Source organism: Mycetohabitans sp. B2 (assembly GCF_021733735.1).
Taxonomy (GTDB): Bacteria; Pseudomonadota; Gammaproteobacteria; order Burkholderiales; family Burkholderiaceae; genus Mycetohabitans; species Mycetohabitans rhizoxinica.
Genome location: NZ_JAHKSP010000082.1, coordinates 68153 through 90711, shown reverse-complemented (window position 1 = coordinate 90711; position 22559 = coordinate 68153). Strand labels below are relative to the sequence as shown.

Genomic DNA, 22559 nt, shown 5'->3' with positions numbered 1-22559 from the left:
ACGCCCATGCGTGCGCTGGCGAAGCTGGAAGCGGGACCAGGCCTGACATTGACCAGAGTGAAAAAACCGGAGATCGGGCATAACGACGTGTTGATCCGCATCGGCAAGACAGCGATCTGCGGCACCGACCTTCATATCTGGAAGTGGGACGAGTGGGCGAGCAAAACCATCCCGGTTCCGATGCACGTCGGTCATGAATACGTCGGCGAAATCGTCGCCATCGGGCAAGAAGTGCGAGGATTTAAGGTGGGCGACCGGGTCTCCGGTGAGGGCCATATCACTTGCGGTTTCTGCCGGAACTGCCGCGCCGGTCGGCGTCACCTGTGTCGTAATACGATCGGGGTCGGCGTAAACCGCGCAGGTGCGTTTGCCGACTATCTGGCGATTCCGGCTTTTAATGCCTTCAAGATACCGGATGACATCGATGACGAGTTAGCCGCGATCTTCGATCCGTTTGGCAATGCGGTGCATACGGCGTTGACTTTTAACCTTGTCGGTGAGGACGTGCTGATTACCGGTGCAGGGCCGATCGGCGCCATGGCCGCAGCAATCGCCCGTCATGTCGGTGCCCGCAATATCGTGATCACGGACGTCAATGAGTACCGGCTTGAGCTTGCCATGAAGATGGGCGCAAGCCGTGCTGTCAACGTGTCGCACGAATCATTGACGCAGGTTATGCGCGAACTTGGCATGACCGAAGGGTTTGACGTCGGACTTGAGATGTCGGGCGCGCCGAGCGCGTTCGTATCGATGCTGGAGCATATGAATCACGGTGGCAAGATCGCCCTGCTTGGCATCCCGCCGGCACGCACCGCGATCGATTGGAACCATGTGATTTTCAAAGGACTGGAGATTAAGGGGATATACGGACGCGAAATGTTCGAGACCTGGTACAAGATGGTCGCGATGCTGCAAAGCGGGCTGGACCTGTCACCGATCATTACGCACCGCTTTCCCGTGGAGGAATACCGCAGTGGTTTTGATGCGATGTTGTCCGGACACAGCGGCAAGGTTATCCTAGATTGGACAGCGTCGTCGATGCTGCGGGGCGTGTGAATCGATGTCTCGCTGGATGCGGTAAAGTGCGCGTTTCCCGGCTCTGGCCTGCCTTTGGAGAAAGCATGCCTATTCGAACGATGCTTCAGCATCGTGACGCGCGCGTGCACGTCAGCCTAATGGTATTGTACATAGCGATATCCGGGTTCGGGGTGCCGCGTGCCCACGCCGGCTGGTGTGACCATGGTGTATGGGTCGATGCGATGCTGGGCTCGTACCATATTGATCCCGATCCGTCGAAGCACTTCGAGCCGTTCAATCCGGGGATCGGCGTTGAGTGTTACTTCTCGCCACAGTGGGGTGCGACGGCAGGGTACTTCCGCAATTCGATTCGGCGTCCGTCGTTCTACGGCGGCGCCATATGGGCGCCGGAGTGTGTCCATTGGGGATGGTTCCGGGTTGCCGCGATGGGTGGCGTGATTTCCGGGTACAACTACGGCCGTTGGGGAATGGGACATAATCGGACCGTCGGGCCGGTTCTCGCCCCCGTGCTCATGACGAATTACAAGCGTGTTGGCACGAATTTCATCCTGATCCCGCCGATACCGTCGGAGAAGCTGCCGTTCACCGTGGGGTTTCAAGTAAAGATCCGTGTCGATTGAACCTTGAATGGACTCGAGTAGGGGCAGCCGCTCGCGAATTTGAAAACTTGCGAGTCCAGGCCGGTAGCAACTGCACGTTCAGGTGAGCTTTTTCGGGAGTGCTACCGGTACGATCGATGCCGCCCGGACGCTTGGGTTGGCGAGAAGGCGACAGCCATCGTCCCGCGTTGTCCCCAACGCCCGCTTTTTGCGTCAACTCGGTGGATAGGGGCGTAGGCACTGATCGACATCATGCGTTGGCGCGACCCGCCTGCTTCGTACGACTGACCGAAATTAAGGTCTTTGGAACGAAGGAATGCACATCGCCACGCCGCTGCAGCGCGACGCGATGAACTCGGTGGCGCTTGAGTAAACAGGGCGGGTCTGCTGCGTTATGGTCGGGTGGCAGCCGGATACTGGTAATGGGGCCTGCGGTGTACAGACTTTCAAACCGCGTGGAAGCGCCACGGCCGGTCGCGCGCCGGCTCGGCCGGCTCGGTTGTGGCACTGGTATTACCGATTCATATAGTCAATCACGAATGTTTGATTTCCGCGCACGCGGTGCCTCTCATAGACTGCTCTTAACCTTTTGAATATGCAGGGGTTGTTGTGAACATCGAATCGGACACCGCGTCGTCCCATCCTCGGTTGTTACGGCACTACATCGATGGTGAGTTCGTGGCGGGCGATGTCACGTTCCAGGACTTGAGCCCGGTCGACGGCTCGCAGGTTGCGTTGGTCTGCGAGGCTGATGCACAAGCCGTGGATCGCGCGGTGCGGGCGGCACGAGCAGCCCAACTGGCCGGTTGGCGCGACACGACGCCGGCGCAGCGGGCGGACTGGCTGTACCGGATTGCCCAAGGCATTGAAGCGCACTTTGACGCATTCGTTGCCACGGAAGTGGCGGACACCGGCCGTCCGGTTGCCCAAGCGCGGACGCTGGACGTGGCGCGAGGCATCGCCAATTTCCGCATATTTGCCGACTTGGTGCGTACCGCAAACAGCGAGTTTTTCGAGACCCATACGTCGGACGGCGGCGAGTTGATCAATTATGTGACGCGCAAGCCGCTCGGCGTGGTGGGCATCATTTCGCCATGGAATCTGCCGCTGCTGCTGCTGACGTGGAAGGTTGCGCCCGCGCTCGCGATGGGCAATTGCGTGGTGGCCAAACCGTCGGAGGAAACGCCCGGCTCGGCGACACTGCTGGCCGAGGTGATCCATGAAGTTGGCTTGCCACGCGGGGTATTCAACCTGATCCATGGTCACGGGCCCAACGCGGCGGGCGAGTTCCTGACCCGTCATTCGGACATCAGCGCGATCACGTTTACCGGCGAGTCGCGCACCGGCAGCACTATCATGAAGACGGTTGCCGATGGCGTGAAGGACATTTCGTTTGAGCTGGGCGGCAAGAATGCGGCGGTCGTGTTCGCCGACGCCGATTTCGACGCCGCGGTTGACGGCGTGGCCAAATCAAGCTTCACGAACGCAGGGCAGGTTTGCTTATGCAGCGAACGGGTGTACGTCGAGCGGCCAATCTTCGAGCGCTTCGTGGCCGCGCTGAAGCAAAAGGCACAGGCGCTGCGCGTGGGCGCACCAGAAGATCCGGCCACCACGATGGGACCGTTGATTTCACAACACCATCGCGACAAGGTGCTGTCGTATTTCCGGTTGGCCGTCGAGGAAGGTGCCAACGTGGTAACCGGCGGCGATGTCCCGCATTTCGGTGATGCCCGGGATCGTGGCGCATTCGTGAACCCGACCATCTGGACGGGCCTGCCGGACACCGCGCGCTGCGTGACCGAGGAGATCTTCGGGCCGGTTTGCCATGTGGCGCCGTTCGACAGCGAGGACGAGGTGATCAGCCGCGTCAACCATAGCGCCTACGGTCTGGCGGCAAGCATCTGGACTACGCACCTGACCCGGGGCCACCGTGTCGCGCGCCAGATCGAGACCGGCATTGTGTGGGTCAACGCGTGGTTCGTGCGTGATCTGCGCACGCCATTTGGCGGCGCCAAGCTGTCGGGCATCGGTCGCGAAGGCGGTCGACATTCGCTCGACTTCTACTCTGAACTTACCAATATTTGCGTGAAGATCGGATAAACGCACGAAATACGGAAAACCTCATGACTGAATCGACTTCCCAGGGCCGCGTTGTGCCAGGCAAGGCCACGCCGCGTGGCCGATTTCCGCACCTGCAGCGTGCCGGTGACTTCTTGTTCGTATCGGGCACCAGCGCCCGCCGTCCCGACAATACGATCGTCGGCGCGTCGGTTGATGCGCTCGGTACGGTGAACTTGGACATCCGGGCACAGACCCGGGCGGTGATCGAGAATATTCGCGACATCCTGTGCGCCGAGGGGGCCAACCTCTCGAATCTGGTCGACATCTCGGCGTTCCTGGTCAACATGAATGACTTTGGTGGATACAACGAGGTTTATGGCGAGTTTTTTGACGAGACCGGGCCGACCCGCACGACCGTAGCCGTCCATCAGCTACCCCACCCGCACCTGCTGATCGAGATCAAGGCTGTCGCGTATGCGCCGCGCCAGCGCTGAGCGCGGGACGCCAAGCATGGGGTGCGGGGCGTCCGGCACGTCGGTTGTGCCGGCGTGAGGCGGCGGTACTGTGCATCGATAGAGGAAACCAACATGCTGGGATATGGGAAGCCGTTCAACTTCCAACGCTGGATCGACGAACACATGCACTTGCTGCAGCCGCCGGTGGGCAACCAGCAAGTCTGGCAGGACAGCGACCTGATTGTGACGGTCGTGGGCGGTCCAAATCATCGGACCGATTACCACGATGATCCGCTCGAGGAGTTCTTTTACCAGTTGCGCGGCAACGCGTACCTGTACCTGTGGATCGACGGTCGCAAGGAGCGTGTGGAACTGAAAGAAGGCGACATATTCCTGTTGCCGCCGCATGTGCGGCATTCACCGCAGCGGCCTGAGGCCGGCAGCGCGTGCTTGGTGATCGAGCGGCAGCGGCCGCCGGGACTACTCGATGGGTTCGAATGGTACTGCGACGCTTGCCACCACCGGGTGCATCGGGTCGAGGTTCAGCTTAAGAGCATCGTGACCGACCTGCCGCCGTTGTTCGACGCATTTTATGGCTCCGAGGACAAGCGGCGATGTCCGCAGTGCGGCCAATTGCATGCGGGTAAAGCTGCTTAATTAACCGGACCTGACTGGATTGCCACACCGACTTGCAATGAAACTTCGAATCGACATGCATTCTCATTTCTTCCCGCGTATCACGCGGGAAGAGGCGGCGCGCTTGGACGCCGCGCATGCCCCCTGGCTGAATATCGACGCAGATGGCCAGCATGGCATGATCATGACGGGAGACCAGTCATTTCGACCGGTGTACCGTGCGCTGTGGGATCCGCGCACGCGTATTGCTGAGATGGACGAACGCGGCATCGACATCCAGATGATGTGTGCGACGCCGGTGATGTTCGGCTATCGCTACGACGCCACGGCGGCCGACGAATGGGCGCGACGGATGAACGATCTCGCGCTGGAAATGTGCGCGTATGCACCGGACAGATTGATGGCGCTGGCGCAGGTGCCGTTGCAGGACGTCGAGCTAGCGTGCCGCGAGGCGACGCGCGCGTTCCATTGCGGACACCGCGGTGTGCAGATCGGCAATCACCTCGGCTCGCGCGACCTGGACGACGAGCAACTGGTCACGTTTCTTACACACTGCGCAAACGATGGGATTCCGGTGCTGGTTCATCCGTGGGACATGATGACCGATGGCCGGATGAAGAAATGGATGCTGCCGTGGCTTGTCGCCATGCCGGCGGAGACGCAGTTGAGCATGGTGTCGTTGATTCTGTCCGGTGCCTTCGAGCGTATCCCGGCCTCGTTGAAGCTTTGCTTCGCGCACGGCGGCGGCAGCTTTGCGTTCTTGCTCGGTCGCGTGCAGAACGCGTGGGAAAACCGGGATATCGTCCGGGAAAATTGCCCACACCCGCCGCTGTCGTACTTGAATCGGTTTCACGTGGACAGCGCGGTCTTCGATCCACGTGCGCTGAAAATGCTGGTCGATACCATGGGGGAGGATCGGGTGTTACTCGGCTCCGACTACCCGTTCCCGCTCGGAGAGCAGTTGATCGGCGAACTGGTCGCGACGCACCCGGAACTAAGCGATGATGCGAAAAGCAAGATCCTTGGTCAAAACGCGTTGCGCTTTTTTGGTTTGTCGGAGCCGGCCACCGTATAGGTGAGATTGTTCGGGATCCCGCTGAGTCGTCGATCTCGGCGAGTCGCATGCGTTAGGCTGCCTGATCGGGACGATTGAGTATTGGCTCGACGCGGCGGGCGGCGGGCGGCGGCGCGGCGACTCGTGTGTCCGACGGGTTCTCGATAAGCGCGGTGGCAGCCTTACTCGCCGGTATTGTTGTTCGGAATCGTGACGCGGCGCTTTCGGGTGACCACCACCGGCCGGGAGGCGGTGTCTGTCGGTGCACCCGCGCGCGGGCGCACCGACATGCGGGACGTTGGCCCCCCGCGAGCGGGTCCGGCGCCGCGGCCCGATGTCGACGACCGGGCGGCACGGCTGTCGGGCGTGTCGTGCTGGACCGTCGAAATCGCTTTCTTATAGATGACCTGCATGCCGCCAGGAGTACGAAGCATCACGACATATTGATCAAACGATTCAACATGGCCGACGACACGGATGCCGTTGACCAAGTAGATCTGGACGCGCTTGCGTTCTTTGCGCGCTGAATTGAGGATGTCGTTTTGCGACCGGCCGGATTCTGACGCCATGCGTTGTGCTGAGCGTGCGTAGTGATCGATGCCGAATGCATGACCACTAGAGGTTGAGGGATACGGAACGCGGCGAAGTGGAACCACGGTTCAAGCTCAAATGGTATCAGACTGGCGGCGTGCCGGGGCGGCACGCCTTTTATTGTGGTCCGGCGCAGCGGTTATCCGGCGCTTGCTTCGCGCCCGTGGCCCGATCCGCAACAACGGGGAGCCGCTGCCTCTCGCATTGTCCAGCAAACGGCCCCGTCATCGAGCCATAGATGCGGCAGCCGGCCACGCTCGATGGCCTCAATCAATCGGCAGCCAGCGTCTTCGAGCGCGCCAGAATTGTCGACCGAAATCAGCGTGGCGTGGTCGGGCAGTGCAAAGACGGGCCGCCGCTCGAGCCGCGTCGCAAACTGTGCCGCCGTCTCGCGATGTGCCGCCGTCTCACGACCGCGTCGCGTGAGCTGCGCGGCCAATCTGTGCGAGGAATTCGTCGCGTGCCCGTGCCGTTGTGTTCATCGCGCGTGCCCGGTGGCAGCCAACGGGATCCCGTCGCAACAGTTCAAGAAGGCGCGCCGGGGCCGGGCTCGATGGGCAAACATCGCTTGTTCGAGCGGCACGTCGCTGAGCAGCACCGTTTGCGACGTCCAGAACGACTGGATGACATCACGCTGGCTAGTGTATTGAACAAGGTCATATGAAAATGGAACGCGCCGAAGACGTAAGGATAATCTCACTGCCTGAGCAGCTCGATCTGGCGGTGCGTCATGCCGGCCGTGATACGGCGCTCGTTGTCGTGCCGCGGCACATGCAAGCGTAACGGCGCGACGATACAGGCTGCGCATCGTCGGCGGTTGTCGTTTTGACGCGACAACCGATGCGAAGTCATGACCGGTCAAGCGAGGTGACGCACCAGGGACAGCCAGCACAGCGTCAATATCTTCAAATGCGGCGTCGCTAACGTTGCCAAGCGGATAAAATGCGGCTCATGTCCATCCAGCACGCCCTCCTTACGTCGCTGCTCGAAAAGCCAACTTCGGGTTACGACCTGGCGCGCCGCTTCGATCGCTCGATCGGCTATTTCTGGCACGCCACGCACCAGCAGATTTATCGCGAACTTGCCCGCATGGCGACCGTCGGGTGGGTGGCGGCCGTTGATGACCCGAACGATCCGGCACGGCGCAAGAAATGCTATCAGGTGTTGCCGACCGGAAGGGCAGAACTCGTGCGGTGGATCCTCGAGCCATTGGACGATGGAGACCGAAACTGCCGGCAAGCGTTTCTGGTCAAGCTTCGCGCGGCCGCTGTTGTCGGTCCGGACGGGCTGGGGGAGGAGCTAGCGCGACTGCTCGAGCAGTGGCAGGCCCGCCTCGATACCTACCGGAACATCGAGCAGCGGGATTTCGCCGCCCCCGTACTCTCGACGAAACAACGTCTGCAGCATGCGGTGCTGCGGTACGGCATCCGTGCCGAAGAAACCTGGATCGAATGGGCGCATGACGTCGTGGCGCTGTTGCGCGAACTCGGCCACTGAGCGCGCCGCACGCGATGTCGCGCGATCGGGCGCGAACGCGCAGCCTTGGCGTCGCGCTTGTCGACTAAATTCGCGAACTAGCCTTTTTGCTGCCTTGTCCCTTTGGCAGCTTTGGCAGCTTTGGCAGCTTTGGCAGCTTTGGCAGCTTTGGCAGCTTTGGCAGCTTGGTAGCTTTGGTAGCCGCGACCGGCTTACCCATGAAAGCATGGTATCCATCGCGACGCAGGCGCTCGAACGTGATCCCGGACGACATCGAGACGTCGACCAGCGGCTTAACGTTGACGTCGGTTTCGAAGCGGTGGTGAACCACCTCGTTCTCGTCGATCCGAGTCGCACCCGCGTTGGCATCCACGAGTAGCAGCGCTGTCGCCGCGCCTCTTACCCACGGGGACAGATCGGGAACAGACTCATGGGCCTCGCTGCGTTCTCTCGTGACCAGAGAAGCCAATCTCCATGAAGCGGGATCGGCCAGGATCTGCTCGCGTTTTGCCTCGAGGACCTGCCTCATTCTCTCGAGATCCTTCGCGGACACGCGTTCTCGCAAGCCGGCCTCCCAAGGACGCAGGTAATGTTGCTCGAAGTGCGCCTGCAACAGGTTGATCTGTTCCGCAGCCGGGTCCGTCAGCGCATAGCGATGGATATGGCTGTCCGTTTGCCTCGTTCCATTGCCGAGCTCCAGCACGTTTTTTACCGCGCTGGCCGCCTGGTCCGCCAGCGGCTTGGCCGATTGGGCCCGTTTCTGTTCGAGATACGTGCGAACCGCCTTGATTCCGGCATCGTCACGGTCGCCATTGTGGTCAAGCAGCTGGCGCGTCGCATATTCATATGCGGTTGCGTCCGGGAAATCGACATCCAGAAAGCAGGCGCGTGGTTCGATTTTTCCCTGGTAGGACTGCAACGTGCGCGAAAGTGACACCTTCGCCTGATAGAGTTGCTTGTCCCATAAGCGTTTGGAGCTTGGGCCGGTGTTGACACCGCTCTTCGGGTTGCTCGAGAGGGTGGCTGAAACGGAAGCGCCGACCTTGACCTCTACCTTGACCTCGATGCTGCGCTCCGCGTGCCGCTTTTCGGTTGGCATGCGGCCGGAGTCGCTGCGGGACGTCGATATGTTGTTCACGTGCTTGCCAGACACCGGGACGGAAACGCTGGTGGACATACCGAACGGGTGCGGAAGCCCAATGGGAACGCCAGCGCTGACGACGGGTCCCGTCGACGAGCCATGACGTTTTTCATCCACGGTGCCGTCGATCCATCCGACGGACACATCGCGCGCGCCGACCAGCGATTTCGCCAGTGCGTTCCAGCATTGCTCGCGGGTGCCGCGTGATTCGGCTGTGGCGCCGGCGGGTGATAGGCTCATCATGGTGTCGATGATGTGGCCCATTCTGGCTTCCATGGCTTCGTCGTCGTAGCCGGAGCCGTCCGCCTTTGGCTGGCGGGCCACTTGAACGAGGATGCCGCGGGGGCGCGCGTGCTCCGAATCGTAGAATTGCACACCGACGGTGCCACCGACAAGGCTGCCTGGGAACGATGCGCCGACCAGCACACCGGCGCCCGCGCCGCGGCCCGTCGCATGGGCCGTGCCGATAAAAAGCCAGGCGTGCTGCTCGGTACATCCCATTTGCACTGTGGCCTTGCGTTTGCGTGAGCGCTTGGCGTTGATGCTTGGGACCACCACGGGTAAGGGTACCGGGCTCGCCTGGGCGGCCTGGCTTACCGCGGCGGTGACCGAAGCTGATACCCGTTCTGTCGTGACGGTGAGCGCTCCCCCGTCACTGAACTCGACCGCCATGCCGGGACGCAGCGACGGCACGATGCGTTTTAGTGCATCCCAGCCGCTATCGGATGCGTCAGCAACAGCAGTCGTGATCGACTGAGTCGCGGTCGATGCCGCACGGGTCGGCTCGGCAGCCCCTGCCGTTGAAGCCGCTGACGCGTAGTCTGGCGCCGAGGCCTGCGCGTCAGCAGCACTCGACTCCTCGGTGGCTTTGCCGGCACCTGATTTAATGCGAGTAGCAGCGACCATCGGGGCTTTCATGGTTCCGAAAACCCGCTGTATTAGGTGGGAGCCGTAATGTTCACGGTCCCTGGTCGCGACCTCCGATACGAACTTGTTCAAACGGTGCGATGCCTTCGCCTTATCGGTTTCGTGCAAGCCTGGTCGCCGATTGAAAAATGCGGCAACCTCGCCAGGTACGAGTTTTCCTATAATCGAGGTTACAACCTTTCTAACATTGTTCAAACGGCCCGATGCCTTCGCCTTGTCGGTTCCCCGGCCGCTTTCGTGGAAGCGCTGTTGCCAGTCGAATAATGCCTCTTTTTCGTTGGGCGTGAGTGTTTCAATGAACGACGCGAAACGACCCTCTGGCGTGGGACCACTCGCGCTGTGCGGAGGTTCGGTTTGGTCGAAGAATTTCTTGGCGATGGCGAAGACCTGGCTGGCCAGCAGCGTGGATTTGGCGTCCTGCCCGTTCATGGCCAAGTGACCTTGCAGCCACTGCTGACGCTTGTCAGTTCCCGAGGGCGATGGGTCATCGAAATCGGGCGCGGCGTGCACCGGCGTCGCGTGACTGTCGTGCGGCTGAGTCAATCGTACGTGGTTATCGATCCGGTCGGCGCTATCCAACAGCACGTGGAGCATGTCCCGGTCCACGCTGCGGGATAGCGGCGCGCACTTCTCTGCGCGCAGCTTGAGCAGCGTCTCGAACCCTTCTTCCGTACGAGCGAGCACGCGAGCTGTTTCCCACGACGCGCGCCACGCTTGCAGTTGCTGATCGGGCAAATGGGCATCGCCCGCTGGGGTGGGCGCATCGTGGAAAGGCTGGTCGAAGTTCAACACGCGCAGTTGCTGCAACACCATCGTGGCCATCGTGCTGTCCATCATGGCCCTCGTGTTGTCGCGTAGGCCTGCTTCGTGCATCGCAAACAAGACTAATTGGACGCGCGCGGCGTTCACTTCGCCTGTGCCGTCATCCAAGCTTGTATGGAGTTGGTACGCCAGCTCAGCTGTCGCCAGGGTCGGGCCTGGATAATTGGCTTCGACAAGATGATTCAGCAACTGCGCACGCGTCCAGTGGCGCGGCTCATCGACACCTAGCACGCCTACCGTGTCGATGCTGTAGCCGGGCGTGTCGCGATCCGCCGGTGTGACTCCGATCGCACGGGCCGGCATCGTGGAGCCGACCGCACGGCCTGGCATCGTGGATCCGACCGACGCCGGAGGCTGCTTACCACGAAGATGGACGCCTAACTTGGACCGCAGCTCGTCTAGCGGCGCCGTGTGTCGCGACGTGGCGGCCGGCTTGCGAGCGGCGGATCCGAGCGCTTTTTTGCTATTGGATTTTGGGCCGGCGTGCTCGACTGCGGGGGAGGCAGTGCACATGACGCCTCGCGAGGGCGAAACGATAACATCGGCGGGCATGGTCGGCGCTGGCTGAGAATGTCAACGGCCCCACTATTGCACTGCGCTGTGTCATATCGTCACGTTTAGCGCTCCGATGTGGCATCAAACGAAGTGTGCCACGGGTTGCCAGGGGTGTTTTCGTTGAGGCACCAGAAAGGCGCATCGGCGTTGGCAGCCAGCCATTCATTGACTTTCAGCATGGCTTGGCCGGCAATACCGATGTCCCGTATCAAGCGTGAGTCGATCAACTTCGACAGCGATGCATCGAGCACCGCGCCGTTCGGCATCGATGCTAACTGTGGTGCTCCCTTTAATCGATACAGCATTGCGTCGTATGTCACGGCGTGCTCGAATGTCGCCAGACTGCGTAATATGACGTGCTCCAACGGGCTCAACTGAGCCATGCATTGCCCGATAAGCGGCAGGAACGCCGCCGCGCCGGGCGCCGCCATGCTTGCGTGGCTGGTACTGATGTCGCTGGCCGCAAGACGCATCGTGTCGGCCAGCGTCGCCAGCGCTGTTTCGAGCGGTTCCCCGGCACGAATCCGCTGTGCGAGCGCAAACGCCGCCAATTCCAATGCGAGCGGCATGCCCTCGGCCAGTGCCGCGACCCGCGCCGCCATCGCGATGGCCTCCGGGCTTGCGTCGGCGTACCACGTCGAACCAGCGGTCGTCGGCGGGCGCCGTTGTTGCATGGCGCCGCGCGGGCTCGTCAAGATGTGCAAACGGGCGAACAGTAATTGAAGCGCGTCGCATTGCGGGATCAACGACGACGTGCCACAAGAAGGGGAGGGCGTCTGTAACGGTGATACGCGCACGACGTGTTCGGCGTATATGCCCGGCGCATCTTTGGCCGTTGCGATCACGCACACTCCTGGCGCTTCGTCGATTAGTCTGTTGATGTACCGGGTCGTTTCGATAGGTAGCCCGTCTACATCATGGATCAACAGCATCATACGGCGCGGCTTGAGCCATTTGTGCAAGTATTGGCCCGGCGCGTCGCCGCGGTACGCTTCGATGTGCCACGCTTGAATACATGCTCGGGCAAACGCATCGACGTGCTGCTGTGGCGCGCAGTGCACAAGGGCGACGCCGTGCGGATACAACGCGCCCAGACGGCGGACCAGCTCCAATGCGACGCGTGTCTTACCTATGCCCGCTGGGCCAGTTAGTGTGACGATGCGGGCCGTTGGAACCACGGCCAACAATTCTGATACTTCGGCATGGCGCCCGATAAACGGTGTTGTACCGCGCGGCAGCATCAAGGTCGCACGGGTTTGCGGCGCGCCGGTCACTTCTTCGGAGAATGTATTGGCCTGTGCCGATTCGACGCGATGATGAGGCGGTGCCTGAGCGGTGCTTGCGCTTCCCATCGCCGTGACGGCGCCGTCGCCAGACGGTGCTTCGAGCGCAAGTGTCACGAGACGCTGCTCGCCGGTGAAGCGGTAACCCTGGCCCCGGACCGTCGCGACCAAATGCTCATCGCCGCCGAGCGCGCGCCGTAGTGCGGCAACCTTCGACTGAATCGAGGTCACGCTGACATCCGCGTTGTGCCACACCTTCTCGCGCAACTCATCGGTGCTGACTGTGCGGCCATTGGCCTCCAGCAGTATTCGAAGAATCGTGAGCGACCGGGAACCAATCGCGACCGGTTTGCCGTCTACATTCAGTTGTGCCGGATCGAGGATCAGTTGGTATCGCCCGAATGCGATAGCCATCATCGCGGGTTGAATTGACATCGATGCAGGCCTTTCCCTATAGGTGTGTCGATGGTCCACGCGACCGCAGTGAAGCGAGTATATGGACGGAAGTTGGACGGCGAGAGTGACGAACTACGTGCAGGCAACAGTATGTTGTAATTGCGTATCGTACTGCTAGATCAAAATAGATCACATGTTCGGACATGCGCAGCTTTACGCACGCAGCCACGTGAAATCGCCCGCCACGATGCCTTCGAACATCTCGTCCGTCGATTCGATGATGTTACGCCGCCAGTAATGACCGTGCTCAGCGTAATGAGACAACAGGTCGGCCAGCGTCTCGCCGTCCAGGTCGGGATCCATCGGTATTCTAATTATAAGAATGATGCCGCCGGTATCGGTGTCAAGGCCCATTTGCGCTTGATCTTGCGCGTAGATTAGCAGGTTGGCTTCGAGCATCAACCGGAATACGTTGAGCGTGCGGCCTGCAGTTACTGTGCCGAAATGGAAGTTTAGGTAGATTGCGTCTAGGTCGTTGTCGAAGTATTCGAGGCGTACGTCGTAGCCTTGAACTTCTATCGTGCGGGTTTCGAGGATGTATTCGGGATCGGGCAGGCCGACCACGTCGCATAGTTCGCGAACCAGTTCTCCGTACCGTTCGCCGTTCATTGCAAGCTATCCATTTACGATCCCTTGAGACCGAGGGGCCGGTGCGCAAAAATGCGCACCGGTTAGCCTATTACATCTGGTGGCTGCAGATTTCTTTAAACAACGTCGCAAGGTTCATCCGAAAGTTTAAAAGCCCGGCATGTTGTTCGGTCTGTTCTATCTCATGAGCCACGCCATCCATGGCGGTATTGCCAGCCGCCGAGGTGCCTGCAATTTGAGTGCCTGTTTTTCCATAGTTGAAAGCACCTGTACCAGTACCCGCTATTTCTGTACCGTGTTTAATTTTATCAGTGAAACCGCCCATATAAAACTCCCAATATTAAGGATTAGAAAAAGAAGCGAAACCGGATTATGCAGCGCTTCGCTTCTCGTGCAAATCCGCGACGATCCGGCTCGCGGCGAAAAGACCACGACACAGCTTGGCCAAGCTATCGCGATCCACTTCGGTTTCACCGATGTCTTCGGAGATCCGTCTCGCGGTGGCTTCGAGTGCCAAGCGGATTGTTCCAACCTTTGACGCATCGGTGATAATTTGCGGCAGATTATTGAAGTCTTCTGCGCATGCTTCCAGTGCTTCGTACATAGGCGTTCTCCTACTCTACTTACCGACTTGGATTGGCGGGGGGGCAGTTACTTGAGCGGTCATACGGGTTGGATCTGCATCCGGCGAAACCGTAGTATTGTCCGGGGGGTTACTTTCCGGCGTTACGGCTTGGCCATATGACTGTTCCGCCACGTATATATGCTTTGTGCCATCGGGGGCCTGTGCATACTGGATCGCATCGGATTCGATCAATTCCGAGTACGTGGAAGGCAGCAAATTTTTATCAATGGCCGTTATGTGAGTACGTAAGGTCTTCACATTTTTATTCAAATCACGCCGTACTCGCTCTAGTGACTGGCGAAACTGTTGCGGGTCATCGACCTTCGCTGTCACGTCGAATACGCCGTTTCCTGCGTAAGCGACCTGTACACCGGGCGTGCCCAATGATTCCGCAATACTGCGCGCATCGACTTCTGCGACATCGTACTGCCGTAAAGCAACGCCGGCTGCGGCACGTTGCAGAAGATCGCGCGCGTTCGAGTCCTCTGCTGCTGTCGGGACCATCCCGGTGACCCGAATAACCGACCCGGAAACCTGCGCGTGTAACTCGGTGAGTTTCTGTTCGACGAGCAGGCGGTTGATGTGCTGAGCAAGATCGTTGATGTCGTGCCTGCGCGCAGCACGACTGTCTTGCGCCGACATCAATAGCGTACCCAGGCCGATGATCATACCGACCGCTGTACAGGCCAGCGTGATGCCCGCGATCTTGCGATGGCGCGCGCGCTTCGCTTCGCGCCTGTCCTGATCTGGCTTGACCAGTAGCGTTGAAAGCAACTCGACATCCGATGGCCATGCAGAGTCGGCGGGACCGATACAGATGACGGTATCGTCGAACTGCATCGGTACAAAGTCCAGCAGCAGTATCGGCTCGTAGCCCTGATTGTCGCTGGATGTCGATGCCTCGACTGTGGCTGGGCCAACCGATTGCACTGGCGTTTGGGCATTTTGATCAATATGTTTGCTAAGGTCCGTGACTTGGGTCGCATTGGCGTCGTGCCCGTTTAGAGGTGCCGTGCAACGTTGCGCGCGTACTGCCCCTTGCGCATCGACGCTCAGCACGAGTTCGGCGCCGCTCCAATCAGAGAGCCGGATGTCAGCGTCATCATCAGCTGCCAACCGATATACACCGGCCGCCAGTTTCAACTGGGCTCCCGCGTGGATACCGGTAAGAACACGTAACAGCTTCATGATCGTCACATTTCGATTTGTCAACGTGTATTCGCTTTGCAGGCGTGATATTAGCTGTCAATTACTCTAACGCGGCGGACCCGGAAAGCCATGTGCGACGCGAAGCGGATGTATGCTGCGCGAAGTCGTGCGACCGCTATCGGTGGGTTCTGGCGCTATGCCATAGTGTCGACACTCCGGGAGATCGTCGACATTAGTTGAAGTTTGCGGTAAGACTTCGCGCGTTCGAGCTGGCTCGGTGTTCTCCGCCGCAATGCATTGAACACGATTAGCGCGGTGGTGACATTTAGCCGCTGCACGCGATCCAAGTTTTCAGTTTTGTCTCGTGCGATGCCTGACGCGCTTTCCTGTGGAACATTGACCAGTATTTCCACGACTTGCTGCAGTGACAAGCCTTCTGTTATTACGCGTGGTTGCAACCGCAGACAATCGATCGACAGTTGGTGAATGCGGGCATCGGCCTTTGAGCCCGGGTTTTTCTGCAACTGGTTTCTTAGATTCAATAGCTGCGTTGCCAATATGCGTATCGCATCTTGACCCGCAATTGTGTCTCCTGACCAGACCAACTCGCGCAAAGGGCCAGACTCATACCGTGATATGTCGACGTGTCGGGCCGCTTTACTTCTTCGAAAGCCTGGAACTTCGCTTTGGGTGTTGGCTTCCGGCTCGTTATCGTGCTGTCCGCGCTCGCGCCCACTGCCGCCGCCTGAGGAGCCGTCGCGCTCGCCGATGCCGGAAATGCGGTCGGGCGCATCTGTTGCGTCGTCGTTCCACTCGACTGTATCGTCTTCTAGCACGCTCTTCGCGTTGCGTGACCGACGGCGTATCAGGCGTGTCTGCAAACGCATCGATGCCAGCATGCGGGCTCGTGCGGCTACCAGTTTCATATGCAGCAAGTTGGCCTGGGCCACCGAGCAATGCGCGAATGCAGTCGATCCTCGATATAAAACCGCCGTCAGGCGTCTCTGTATGCGCGTGCGCCGCTTCGTGGGAAACCCGGTTGCATTAGTCGTTTGGTCTACGTGAGCTGACTTGCCGATGCGGGTCATTGTGGTATGGCGACTTGGAACACTTCATTGGCAAACCTTAGTATCGCGGCCGCGGAGACAGGGGCTGCCACGACGATCGCGATTGTCACTGCAATGAGTTTCACGCCATGGGACAATGCCTGGTCTTGCATAGACGTGATTGCCTGCAGAAAAGACACAGCGAGCCCGACCACTGCTGCGACGATGACAATTGGTAGTGACACGTACATGCACAGCAGCATGCCGTGCATTGTAAACCGAACCAGTGCATTGATGTCCATTGCGGCGCTATCGATATGTCAAGATTAGTCCGTGGATCAGCGTTGACCAGCCGTCCATCACGACGAACAACAGCAACTTGAAAGGTATTGCGACGTTGGTCGGCATAACTTGGTTGAGCCCCATCGCAAGTAGTACGTTGGCGATGATCAGATCGATGACCACAAACGTGATGTAGAGGAGAAACCCGATCTTGAACGCGTCGGTGAGCTCGGACAGCATGAATGCAGGCGCAAGTACGATGAAATCGTCCTCGTGAAGACTGTCGGCCATTTCCTTTGGCCAAATGACCGTCGCCGTACGAATGAAAAAGCGCCTTTCCCGTTCGTTGGCATGCTGCTTTAGGAAAGAGCGGAATGGTTCCTGAGCCGCACCAAACGCCTGCACCACCGACTGAGAAGGTGTGCCGGCGTTTGGCTGGTTTTCAAGTTGCTTCGCAGCGGCCATGCCTATCGGCGCCATGACGTAGAGTGACACGAGAATCGCGATGCCATTGAGCACCATGTTCGGTGGAACCTGCTGGGCGCCCAGAGCGTTACGCAGTAGGCTGAGCACCACGACAATCTTCGTATATGACGTGACGACAATCGCGACGAGGGGGACGATGCTGATTGAAAAACCAATCAGCATCAAGCCAGTCAGCTCATTGGGCTGGAACATTGCCTTGCACCATTCTGAGGATTCGGATGCCGAGGTGATCACCGACGCTGACGAGTTCCGCGTAGCCTATCGTACGTCCATGGGTGACTAGCTTGATCTGGACTGTGTCCACCGGACTGGGCAGTTCAAGCACGTAGCCAGTGCGCAGCGCATAGATGTCGGAGAGCGGCAACGCGATGGTGTCAATCTCCAACTGAACCGGTAGCTCGAGTTCACCGACACTGATGACTTCATCGCGCGTTTCAGCGGTGAGCGTGTCATTGGCGGGCGACAGGTCAACGTCTTCGGTCATGTAAGGTTCCTTGAGGATAGAAAGCGTGTAGCCGTCTATTTCGGCTTGTGCGTGGACGCGGACCAAGCCAGGTGTGCCCCATGCGACGGTCGCGCGTACTGCAGCATGGGCACCGGTTGCGAGGTGCGCAATGTCCGCTGATGCAGCGCGCAATATGACGTCGCCGGGGGCGACTGTGCTCAGCATCGCCACTGTCATGGTTTTGCAACCGACGATCAGCCTCCCAGGAAGACGCACGTCGGCGAACGGATGACAGTAGTCGATCAATAGGCGCCGCTGGGCGGCAGCATAGTAGTTGTCGAAGAAGTTTTGTGCCAGATGTAACAGCGAAACGTCCAGTACGATGGTTGCTGCATGAACTCGGCCGTCATGTACAAATGTTGTACGTGCGGTCGGCCTGTCGATAGGAGGATGATCTGACAAGCCATTGCGCTCGGTTGCGCGGTATATGCCATTCAGATGGAGATCCTTGAAGCCGACGTTCGACAGTGCTGTCAACACCGGTTGAACCAGTATCTGCGCGATTGCTAACCGTAGAGTCGACTTGTCTCGGGATCCGTCGGTGTCTAACGAACCGTCGCTTCTTATAACCGGCTCGAGGAGCGGATAATCGGCTATGTCGAAGCCTATCCGTAGTCGTCCACACGGATGAGCAAGCTCCAGCCATGCTGACTTAGCCCACGCCGCTGTGCCGAACTGGTTCGCCGCTGAAGCCGACATGGGCTCAAGGGTTACTGTCCATTGCTCGCCGCCGAGCAGTTCCTCGAGCGCTTTTGGCAGGCGGTTGTCGCAAAACAACTGTGCCGCACGAGCGGCGGCGGGCTGTAGGGCATGGGGGCGCCAGCGTGCGTTGCGGTCGCCGCCGTGCAGCGAGTCGACGGTCGGATTAATCATCCACTATGGCAGTCATATTATGTGAGGATCCGCAGGTCACGGTCTGAGTGACTAGAGACCAATCACCAGACTGTAATCTGGATCTGACGTGGCGCGTCCCACGCGTGCATCAAGGTGCCGAGTTCGCGTTCAAGCATAGACGCATGAGTCAAGAGTAGCTGCCTGGTCTCATCGTCGCTCGTATCGAAGCGAAGTGACAGTGTCGAATACGAAAGTGTCAAATTGAGTGTCGTGTCCTGTAGCAAATCGGCATCGAGCGGCAATTGAGCGTCCCAGACTCCAGTCTCGTTAATGGAGCGATCGCCGCAAAAAGCCGCGATCTCCTGTGCGAGCTTGCAAACCAGGTCAAGCACTTTGTTCTGTGTGCGAAGCATTTTCGCGACAACCGGCTGAAGTGCGTTGCGCAACCGTTTGCGTACAATCGATGAGGTGGCGTCTGTGCCATCCTCAGAGTTTTCCGATTCGTCGTCGTTGCCGGAATCGTCGTCGTGCCCGGATGAAATGCTGAGTGTGAGCCCTGCGACAAACCTGTCGTTATGCGGAATGTGAAATGTATATTCTTGCGTGCGGGCCAGCTTATCACGACGTGCAAGCGAAACATAGTTTGGCCGTGTACGTCGTGAGTGTACGGGTTCCGGGCGGTCATTTTCATGGGCAATGATTCGTACTGGCCGGTGTCGAATAGATGTCATATTGCAAACCTTATGCAGTTACACGCCCAAGCGGCTTCAATTCGACATGCTCGCCAAGCTCCTGATAGGAATAAACTGGCAGCCAGCCGATACGGCTTTCTATCATGCGGCGCACGTATCGCCGGATGTCCATCGACGTCACCAGTGCCACCGCATCGCGTGACTCGTTTCCTGCGAACGACTGAATCTTGTCGATCAGAAAGGCCACTTCGTCAGGCGGCAATGCCAAATAGTTTCCGGTGGGCGTTTGCTTGATCGCTTGGCGAATGTGCTGCTCAACGGGCAAGTCGAGCAATACGGCCTGCAGCTGGCGCGCACCTGCGGCGGCGCGATGCGCAAGGAAGCGAGCAAGGTCGCCGCGCACATACTCGGTAAGCATCAGCATGTCTTTTTCTTTCGATCCCCAGGCAAGCAGGCTCTCGAGAATCGTTCTCATATTACGGATCGGCACCTGCTCTTCCAGAAGGCGCCGCAATACTTCGGCGATACGTTGTGGCGGCACCGCTTTCTGCACCTCAGCAACCAATCCTGGAAATTCGTTACCCTGCTGTTCCAAAACCCACTGGACTTCCTGTATGCCCAGGAAAAGCGACGCATGACGACGCAGCAGCGCAATCGCGCCATGCGCAATGATCTGCTCGGGGCCCCACACCTGTATCTTTGGGGAGACCGATTTCTCGTCGATCCACCACGTCGGTCCTGCGCCGCCATCTAGCCCTGCTCGTGGCTCGGCGCGGGCGCGCAGCGCAGCCAGTGCCGCATCCCCCTGGGCATTGTCTGGATTCGACTTGCCTGCGGGCAGCATGACCTTGCCTGGCGGAAGTTCGATCGTTACATACGGCACATCATGTATCAAGATTTCAAAGGTTGACGCGCGGGCGTTCTCGCTCACCCACATCGTGATACCCGGAAACGGTAAGCCTAACTCCTCTTGCAACTCATTGCGTTCCGCTGCGAATGATTTGTCCAATGCGGTAGGAGATAGGCGTGGCATCAAGTCGGGTGCAATCCTTACGCCCACTGCCGGTGTGAACTGCGGCGCGCGGGGTAGGATGCCGCCTGCGTCACCTTTGCTACCTGCCCGTTGCATGGCGTTGACCGGCTCACTGGAATGCTCTTCGGAAAAAGGGCGTTTATGGCTTAGCTTGTAGCCAGAAAACACCAGCATTGCCGATAGTAGCAGGAACAGCGCAGCTGGAAAGCCAGGGACGGCCGCGAAGCCGAGCAGCAAAATGGCTGCGAAATAGAGTGCACGCGTGCTGGAGCTGAGCTGCCGGCCCATTTCACTGCCGAGAGACTGCGGATGCGCATCCCGCTCGTCGGCTACTCTCGTGATCATGACGCCGGCAGCAACGGAAAGAAGCAACGATGGAATTTGCGAGACCATCGCATCGCCGACTGATAGGACCGAGAATCGATTAGCGGCTTCCGCCGCGCTCATCCCATGGTATGCGACGCCCACTGCGATGCCGGCGATGATATTGATCCCTGTGATGATCAGCCCAGCGATTGCGTCGCCCTTGACGAACTTCATCGCGCCGTCCATACCGCCATGGAGTTGGCTTTCGACGGCCAGCGTCGCACGTTTGCGACGTGCTTCGTCAGCGGTCAGCAGGTTGGCCCGGAGGTCCGCATCGATGCTCATCTGTTTCCCAGGCAGTGCATCCAGCGTAAACCTTGCACCGACTTCCGCCACCCGTTCGGAACCCTTTGCAATGACGATGAATTGAACGGTGGTAATGATGACAAAGACAACAAGGCCAACCACTAGGTTTCCACCGACGACCAACTGACCAAATGCTTCGATGATATGTCCCGCGTCCGCATGCAATAAAATGGATTTTGTCGATGCGATGTTCAGCGACAAGCGATACAGCGTCGTGAACAGCAGCAATGACGGGAACACTGATAATGCGACGATGTCGGGCACGTACATCGTGATCATCAGCAATGTGACGCTGATTGCGATGTTGCATGCAAGCAGCACGTCAATCAAAAAAGTCGGAAGAGGCAGGATCATCAGCGAGATGATCGCCACGACGACCACGGCGACGCCGATTTCGCCGGCAGCGGGCAACTTCAGTGCTTTCGACATAGCAGTATTGGATATGGAAGTCAGGGCGCCGAGGTGGCAGTGTCAACGGATGCTGCCTGCCTTGGACCGAGAGAGTCGACCCAACGGAGAATTGCCGCAACCGCTTCGAACAGCGCTTCCGGAATGGGTTCGTCAATTTGCACGCGGTGCAGCGCGCGAGCGACCGGCGGATTGCCGATGATCGGTACGCGTGCCTGGGCGGCGTAACGCCGTAGTTCGGCTGCGCTTTCGTCGTGGCCCTTCGCGATAACGACTGGCAGCGGATATTCGTCTGGGGCATATCGGATTGCCACGGCGTAGTGCGTCGGATTGACGATGAGCGCGTTTGCGAGGCCAACGCGCAGACGTGGCGGCGCCTCCTGCGCCCATTCCCGTGCAATGCGCTTGCGTTCGCCTTTGAGGCGTGGGTCGCCTTCCTGCTGCTTGTACTCGCGCTTGATTTCATCCTTGCTCATTCGCATTTGCCGCATGAAGATCATTTTTTGCAGTTTGAAGTCAAGCGCAGCAATAACGACGAATAAGATTGCGGCGATCGAAAATAGCTTGAGCAGGATAGACCAGAACAGGCGGGACAGCGCCGGCAGTGGTTGATACAGCGAGGTAGCGATGAGAGGTATCAGTCCGCAAATCGTGTACCACATCACGCAAGCGACGAGCAATGCCTTGAGCAGCGACTTGATCATGTCGACCAAAGTGCGAAGCGAGAAGATACGTTTGATTCCGCTTGCAGGGCTCACCGCCATCGGATTCGGCGTTACCGGCTTTGTGCTGATCTGAAAGCCAACTTGCGTGAACAGCGCAGCGAACGCGCATAATGTCGCGGCGGCTACGCATGGCACGATCACGGTCAAGGACACTCGGCCCAGCTTAAATGCCGAGGCAATTAACATTGCATTGCTGCGGTCCGTCGCGATGAAGTCCAACATCGTATGGATCAGCGCACGAAAGGCATCGGCAAACATGCCTGCGGCGGCGAGCAGCACGGCGATGGACGCGCACATGACTGCAGCATCGGTCAAGTCGGTGCTTTTTGCCACCTGACCGTCGCGGCGAGCGTCACGTAATCGCTTTTCAGTTGGCTCCTCGGTTTTTTCGTCGCTCATGGGGCGTTCTCCGTCGATCCT

General features: G+C 59.1%; 22 protein-coding genes. 7 read left to right on the top strand and 15 right to left on the bottom strand.

Translation table 11 applies throughout. The features are described from left to right. Positions 1-6 precede the first annotated feature (6 nt). From tdh to KPG66_RS16465, 6 genes are all read left to right on the top strand, one after another. Entirely contained in the window at positions 7-1056 is a 1050-nt protein-coding gene (tdh, locus tag KPG66_RS16490; RefSeq protein ID WP_237071551.1) for an L-threonine 3-dehydrogenase, read from the top strand. Between the two features lie 119 nt (positions 1057-1175). Then, positions 1176-1658, top strand: coding sequence for a hypothetical protein (locus tag KPG66_RS16485; RefSeq protein WP_232509417.1), 483 nt, complete (start codon positions 1176-1178; stop codon positions 1656-1658). A gap of 588 nt (positions 1659-2246) precedes the next feature. Beyond that, the gene (locus KPG66_RS16480) at positions 2247-3737 is read left to right on the top strand and encodes a 2-hydroxymuconic semialdehyde dehydrogenase (protein ID WP_237071550.1); all 1491 of its coding nucleotides are present in this window, start codon (positions 2247-2249) and stop codon (positions 3735-3737) included. A 23-nt stretch (positions 3738-3760) separates the two neighbouring features. Continuing rightward, positions 3761-4192, top strand: coding sequence for a RidA family protein (locus KPG66_RS16475; RefSeq protein WP_041754912.1), 432 nt, complete (start codon positions 3761-3763; stop codon positions 4190-4192). Between the two features lie 93 nt (positions 4193-4285). Next, positions 4286-4810 (top strand): 3-hydroxyanthranilate 3,4-dioxygenase, encoded by a 525-nt coding sequence (locus tag KPG66_RS16470; protein WP_041754911.1) that lies wholly within the window; start codon positions 4286-4288, stop codon positions 4808-4810. A gap of 37 nt (positions 4811-4847) precedes the next feature. Further along, positions 4848-5864, top strand: a complete 1017-nt coding sequence (locus tag KPG66_RS16465) for an amidohydrolase family protein (protein WP_041754910.1) — start codon at positions 4848-4850, stop codon at positions 5862-5864. A 161-nt stretch (positions 5865-6025) separates the two neighbouring features. Here the strand turns inward: KPG66_RS16465 and hfq are convergent, their stop codons facing one another. Then, on the bottom strand, positions 6026-6412 hold the full coding sequence (gene hfq / locus KPG66_RS16460; protein ID WP_041754909.1) for an RNA chaperone Hfq: 387 nt from the start codon (positions 6410-6412) through the stop codon (positions 6026-6028). A gap of 547 nt (positions 6413-6959) precedes the next feature. Continuing rightward, entirely contained in the window at positions 6960-7094 is a 135-nt protein-coding gene (locus KPG66_RS18135; protein ID WP_442929461.1) for a hypothetical protein, read from the bottom strand. A 291-nt stretch (positions 7095-7385) separates the two neighbouring features. Between KPG66_RS18135 and KPG66_RS16450 the strand changes: the two genes are divergently transcribed. After that, complete coding sequence (locus tag KPG66_RS16450) at positions 7386-7931, top strand: PadR family transcriptional regulator (RefSeq protein WP_041755079.1); 546 nt, start codon at positions 7386-7388, stop codon at positions 7929-7931. Between the two features lie 64 nt (positions 7932-7995). On the opposite strand, the gene KPG66_RS16445 is transcribed toward KPG66_RS16450, so the two are convergent. The 13 genes from KPG66_RS16445 to sctU all read right to left on the bottom strand — a co-directional run bounded on the left by KPG66_RS16445 (position 7996) and on the right by sctU (position 22538). Next, positions 7996-11130 (bottom strand): hypothetical protein, encoded by a 3135-nt coding sequence (locus KPG66_RS16445; protein WP_237071546.1) that lies wholly within the window; start codon positions 11128-11130, stop codon positions 7996-7998. 287 nt (positions 11131-11417) lie between these two features. After that, a complete protein-coding gene (locus KPG66_RS16440; protein WP_237071544.1) occupies positions 11418-13073 on the bottom strand; it encodes a winged helix-turn-helix domain-containing protein in 1656 nt (551 codons plus the stop codon). Positions 13074-13247: 174 nt separating this feature from the next. Beyond that, positions 13248-13703, bottom strand: a complete 456-nt coding sequence (locus KPG66_RS16435; protein WP_237071542.1) for a CesT family type III secretion system chaperone — start codon at positions 13701-13703, stop codon at positions 13248-13250. A 70-nt stretch (positions 13704-13773) separates the two neighbouring features. After that, positions 13774-14007: a hypothetical protein gene (locus KPG66_RS16430; protein ID WP_237071541.1), complete on the bottom strand. Its 234-nt coding sequence runs from the start codon at positions 14005-14007 to the stop codon at positions 13774-13776. A gap of 45 nt (positions 14008-14052) precedes the next feature. Then, positions 14053-14286, bottom strand: a complete 234-nt coding sequence (locus KPG66_RS16425; protein WP_237071539.1) for a type III secretion protein — start codon at positions 14284-14286, stop codon at positions 14053-14055. Between the two features lie 15 nt (positions 14287-14301). Continuing rightward, complete coding sequence (locus KPG66_RS16420; RefSeq protein ID WP_237071538.1) at positions 14302-15495, bottom strand: type III secretion protein SctD; 1194 nt, start codon at positions 15493-15495, stop codon at positions 14302-14304. A gap of 155 nt (positions 15496-15650) precedes the next feature. Beyond that, complete coding sequence (locus KPG66_RS16415; RefSeq protein WP_237071536.1) at positions 15651-16355, bottom strand: hypothetical protein; 705 nt, start codon at positions 16353-16355, stop codon at positions 15651-15653. Positions 16356-16540: 185 nt separating this feature from the next. Continuing rightward, a complete protein-coding gene (gene sctS / locus KPG66_RS16410; protein WP_237071534.1) occupies positions 16541-16804 on the bottom strand; it encodes a type III secretion system export apparatus subunit SctS in 264 nt (87 codons plus the stop codon). A gap of 7 nt (positions 16805-16811) precedes the next feature. Further along, complete coding sequence (sctR, locus tag KPG66_RS16405; RefSeq protein WP_237071533.1) at positions 16812-17462, bottom strand: type III secretion system export apparatus subunit SctR; 651 nt, start codon at positions 17460-17462, stop codon at positions 16812-16814. After that, a complete protein-coding gene (gene sctQ, locus KPG66_RS16400) occupies positions 17446-18648 on the bottom strand; it encodes a type III secretion system cytoplasmic ring protein SctQ (protein ID WP_237071531.1) in 1203 nt (400 codons plus the stop codon). The genes sctR and sctQ overlap by 17 nt, the downstream gene beginning before the upstream one ends. A gap of 62 nt (positions 18649-18710) precedes the next feature. Further along, entirely contained in the window at positions 18711-19340 is a 630-nt protein-coding gene (sctP, locus tag KPG66_RS16395) for a type III secretion system protein SctP (protein WP_237071529.1), read from the bottom strand. 10 nt (positions 19341-19350) lie between these two features. Continuing rightward, positions 19351-21435 (bottom strand): type III secretion system export apparatus subunit SctV, encoded by a 2085-nt coding sequence (sctV, locus tag KPG66_RS16390; RefSeq protein ID WP_237071527.1) that lies wholly within the window; start codon positions 21433-21435, stop codon positions 19351-19353. Positions 21436-21455: 20 nt separating this feature from the next. Next, a complete protein-coding gene (gene sctU, locus KPG66_RS16385; RefSeq protein ID WP_237071526.1) occupies positions 21456-22538 on the bottom strand; it encodes a type III secretion system export apparatus subunit SctU in 1083 nt (360 codons plus the stop codon). Between the last annotated feature and the right edge of the window lie 21 nt (positions 22539-22559).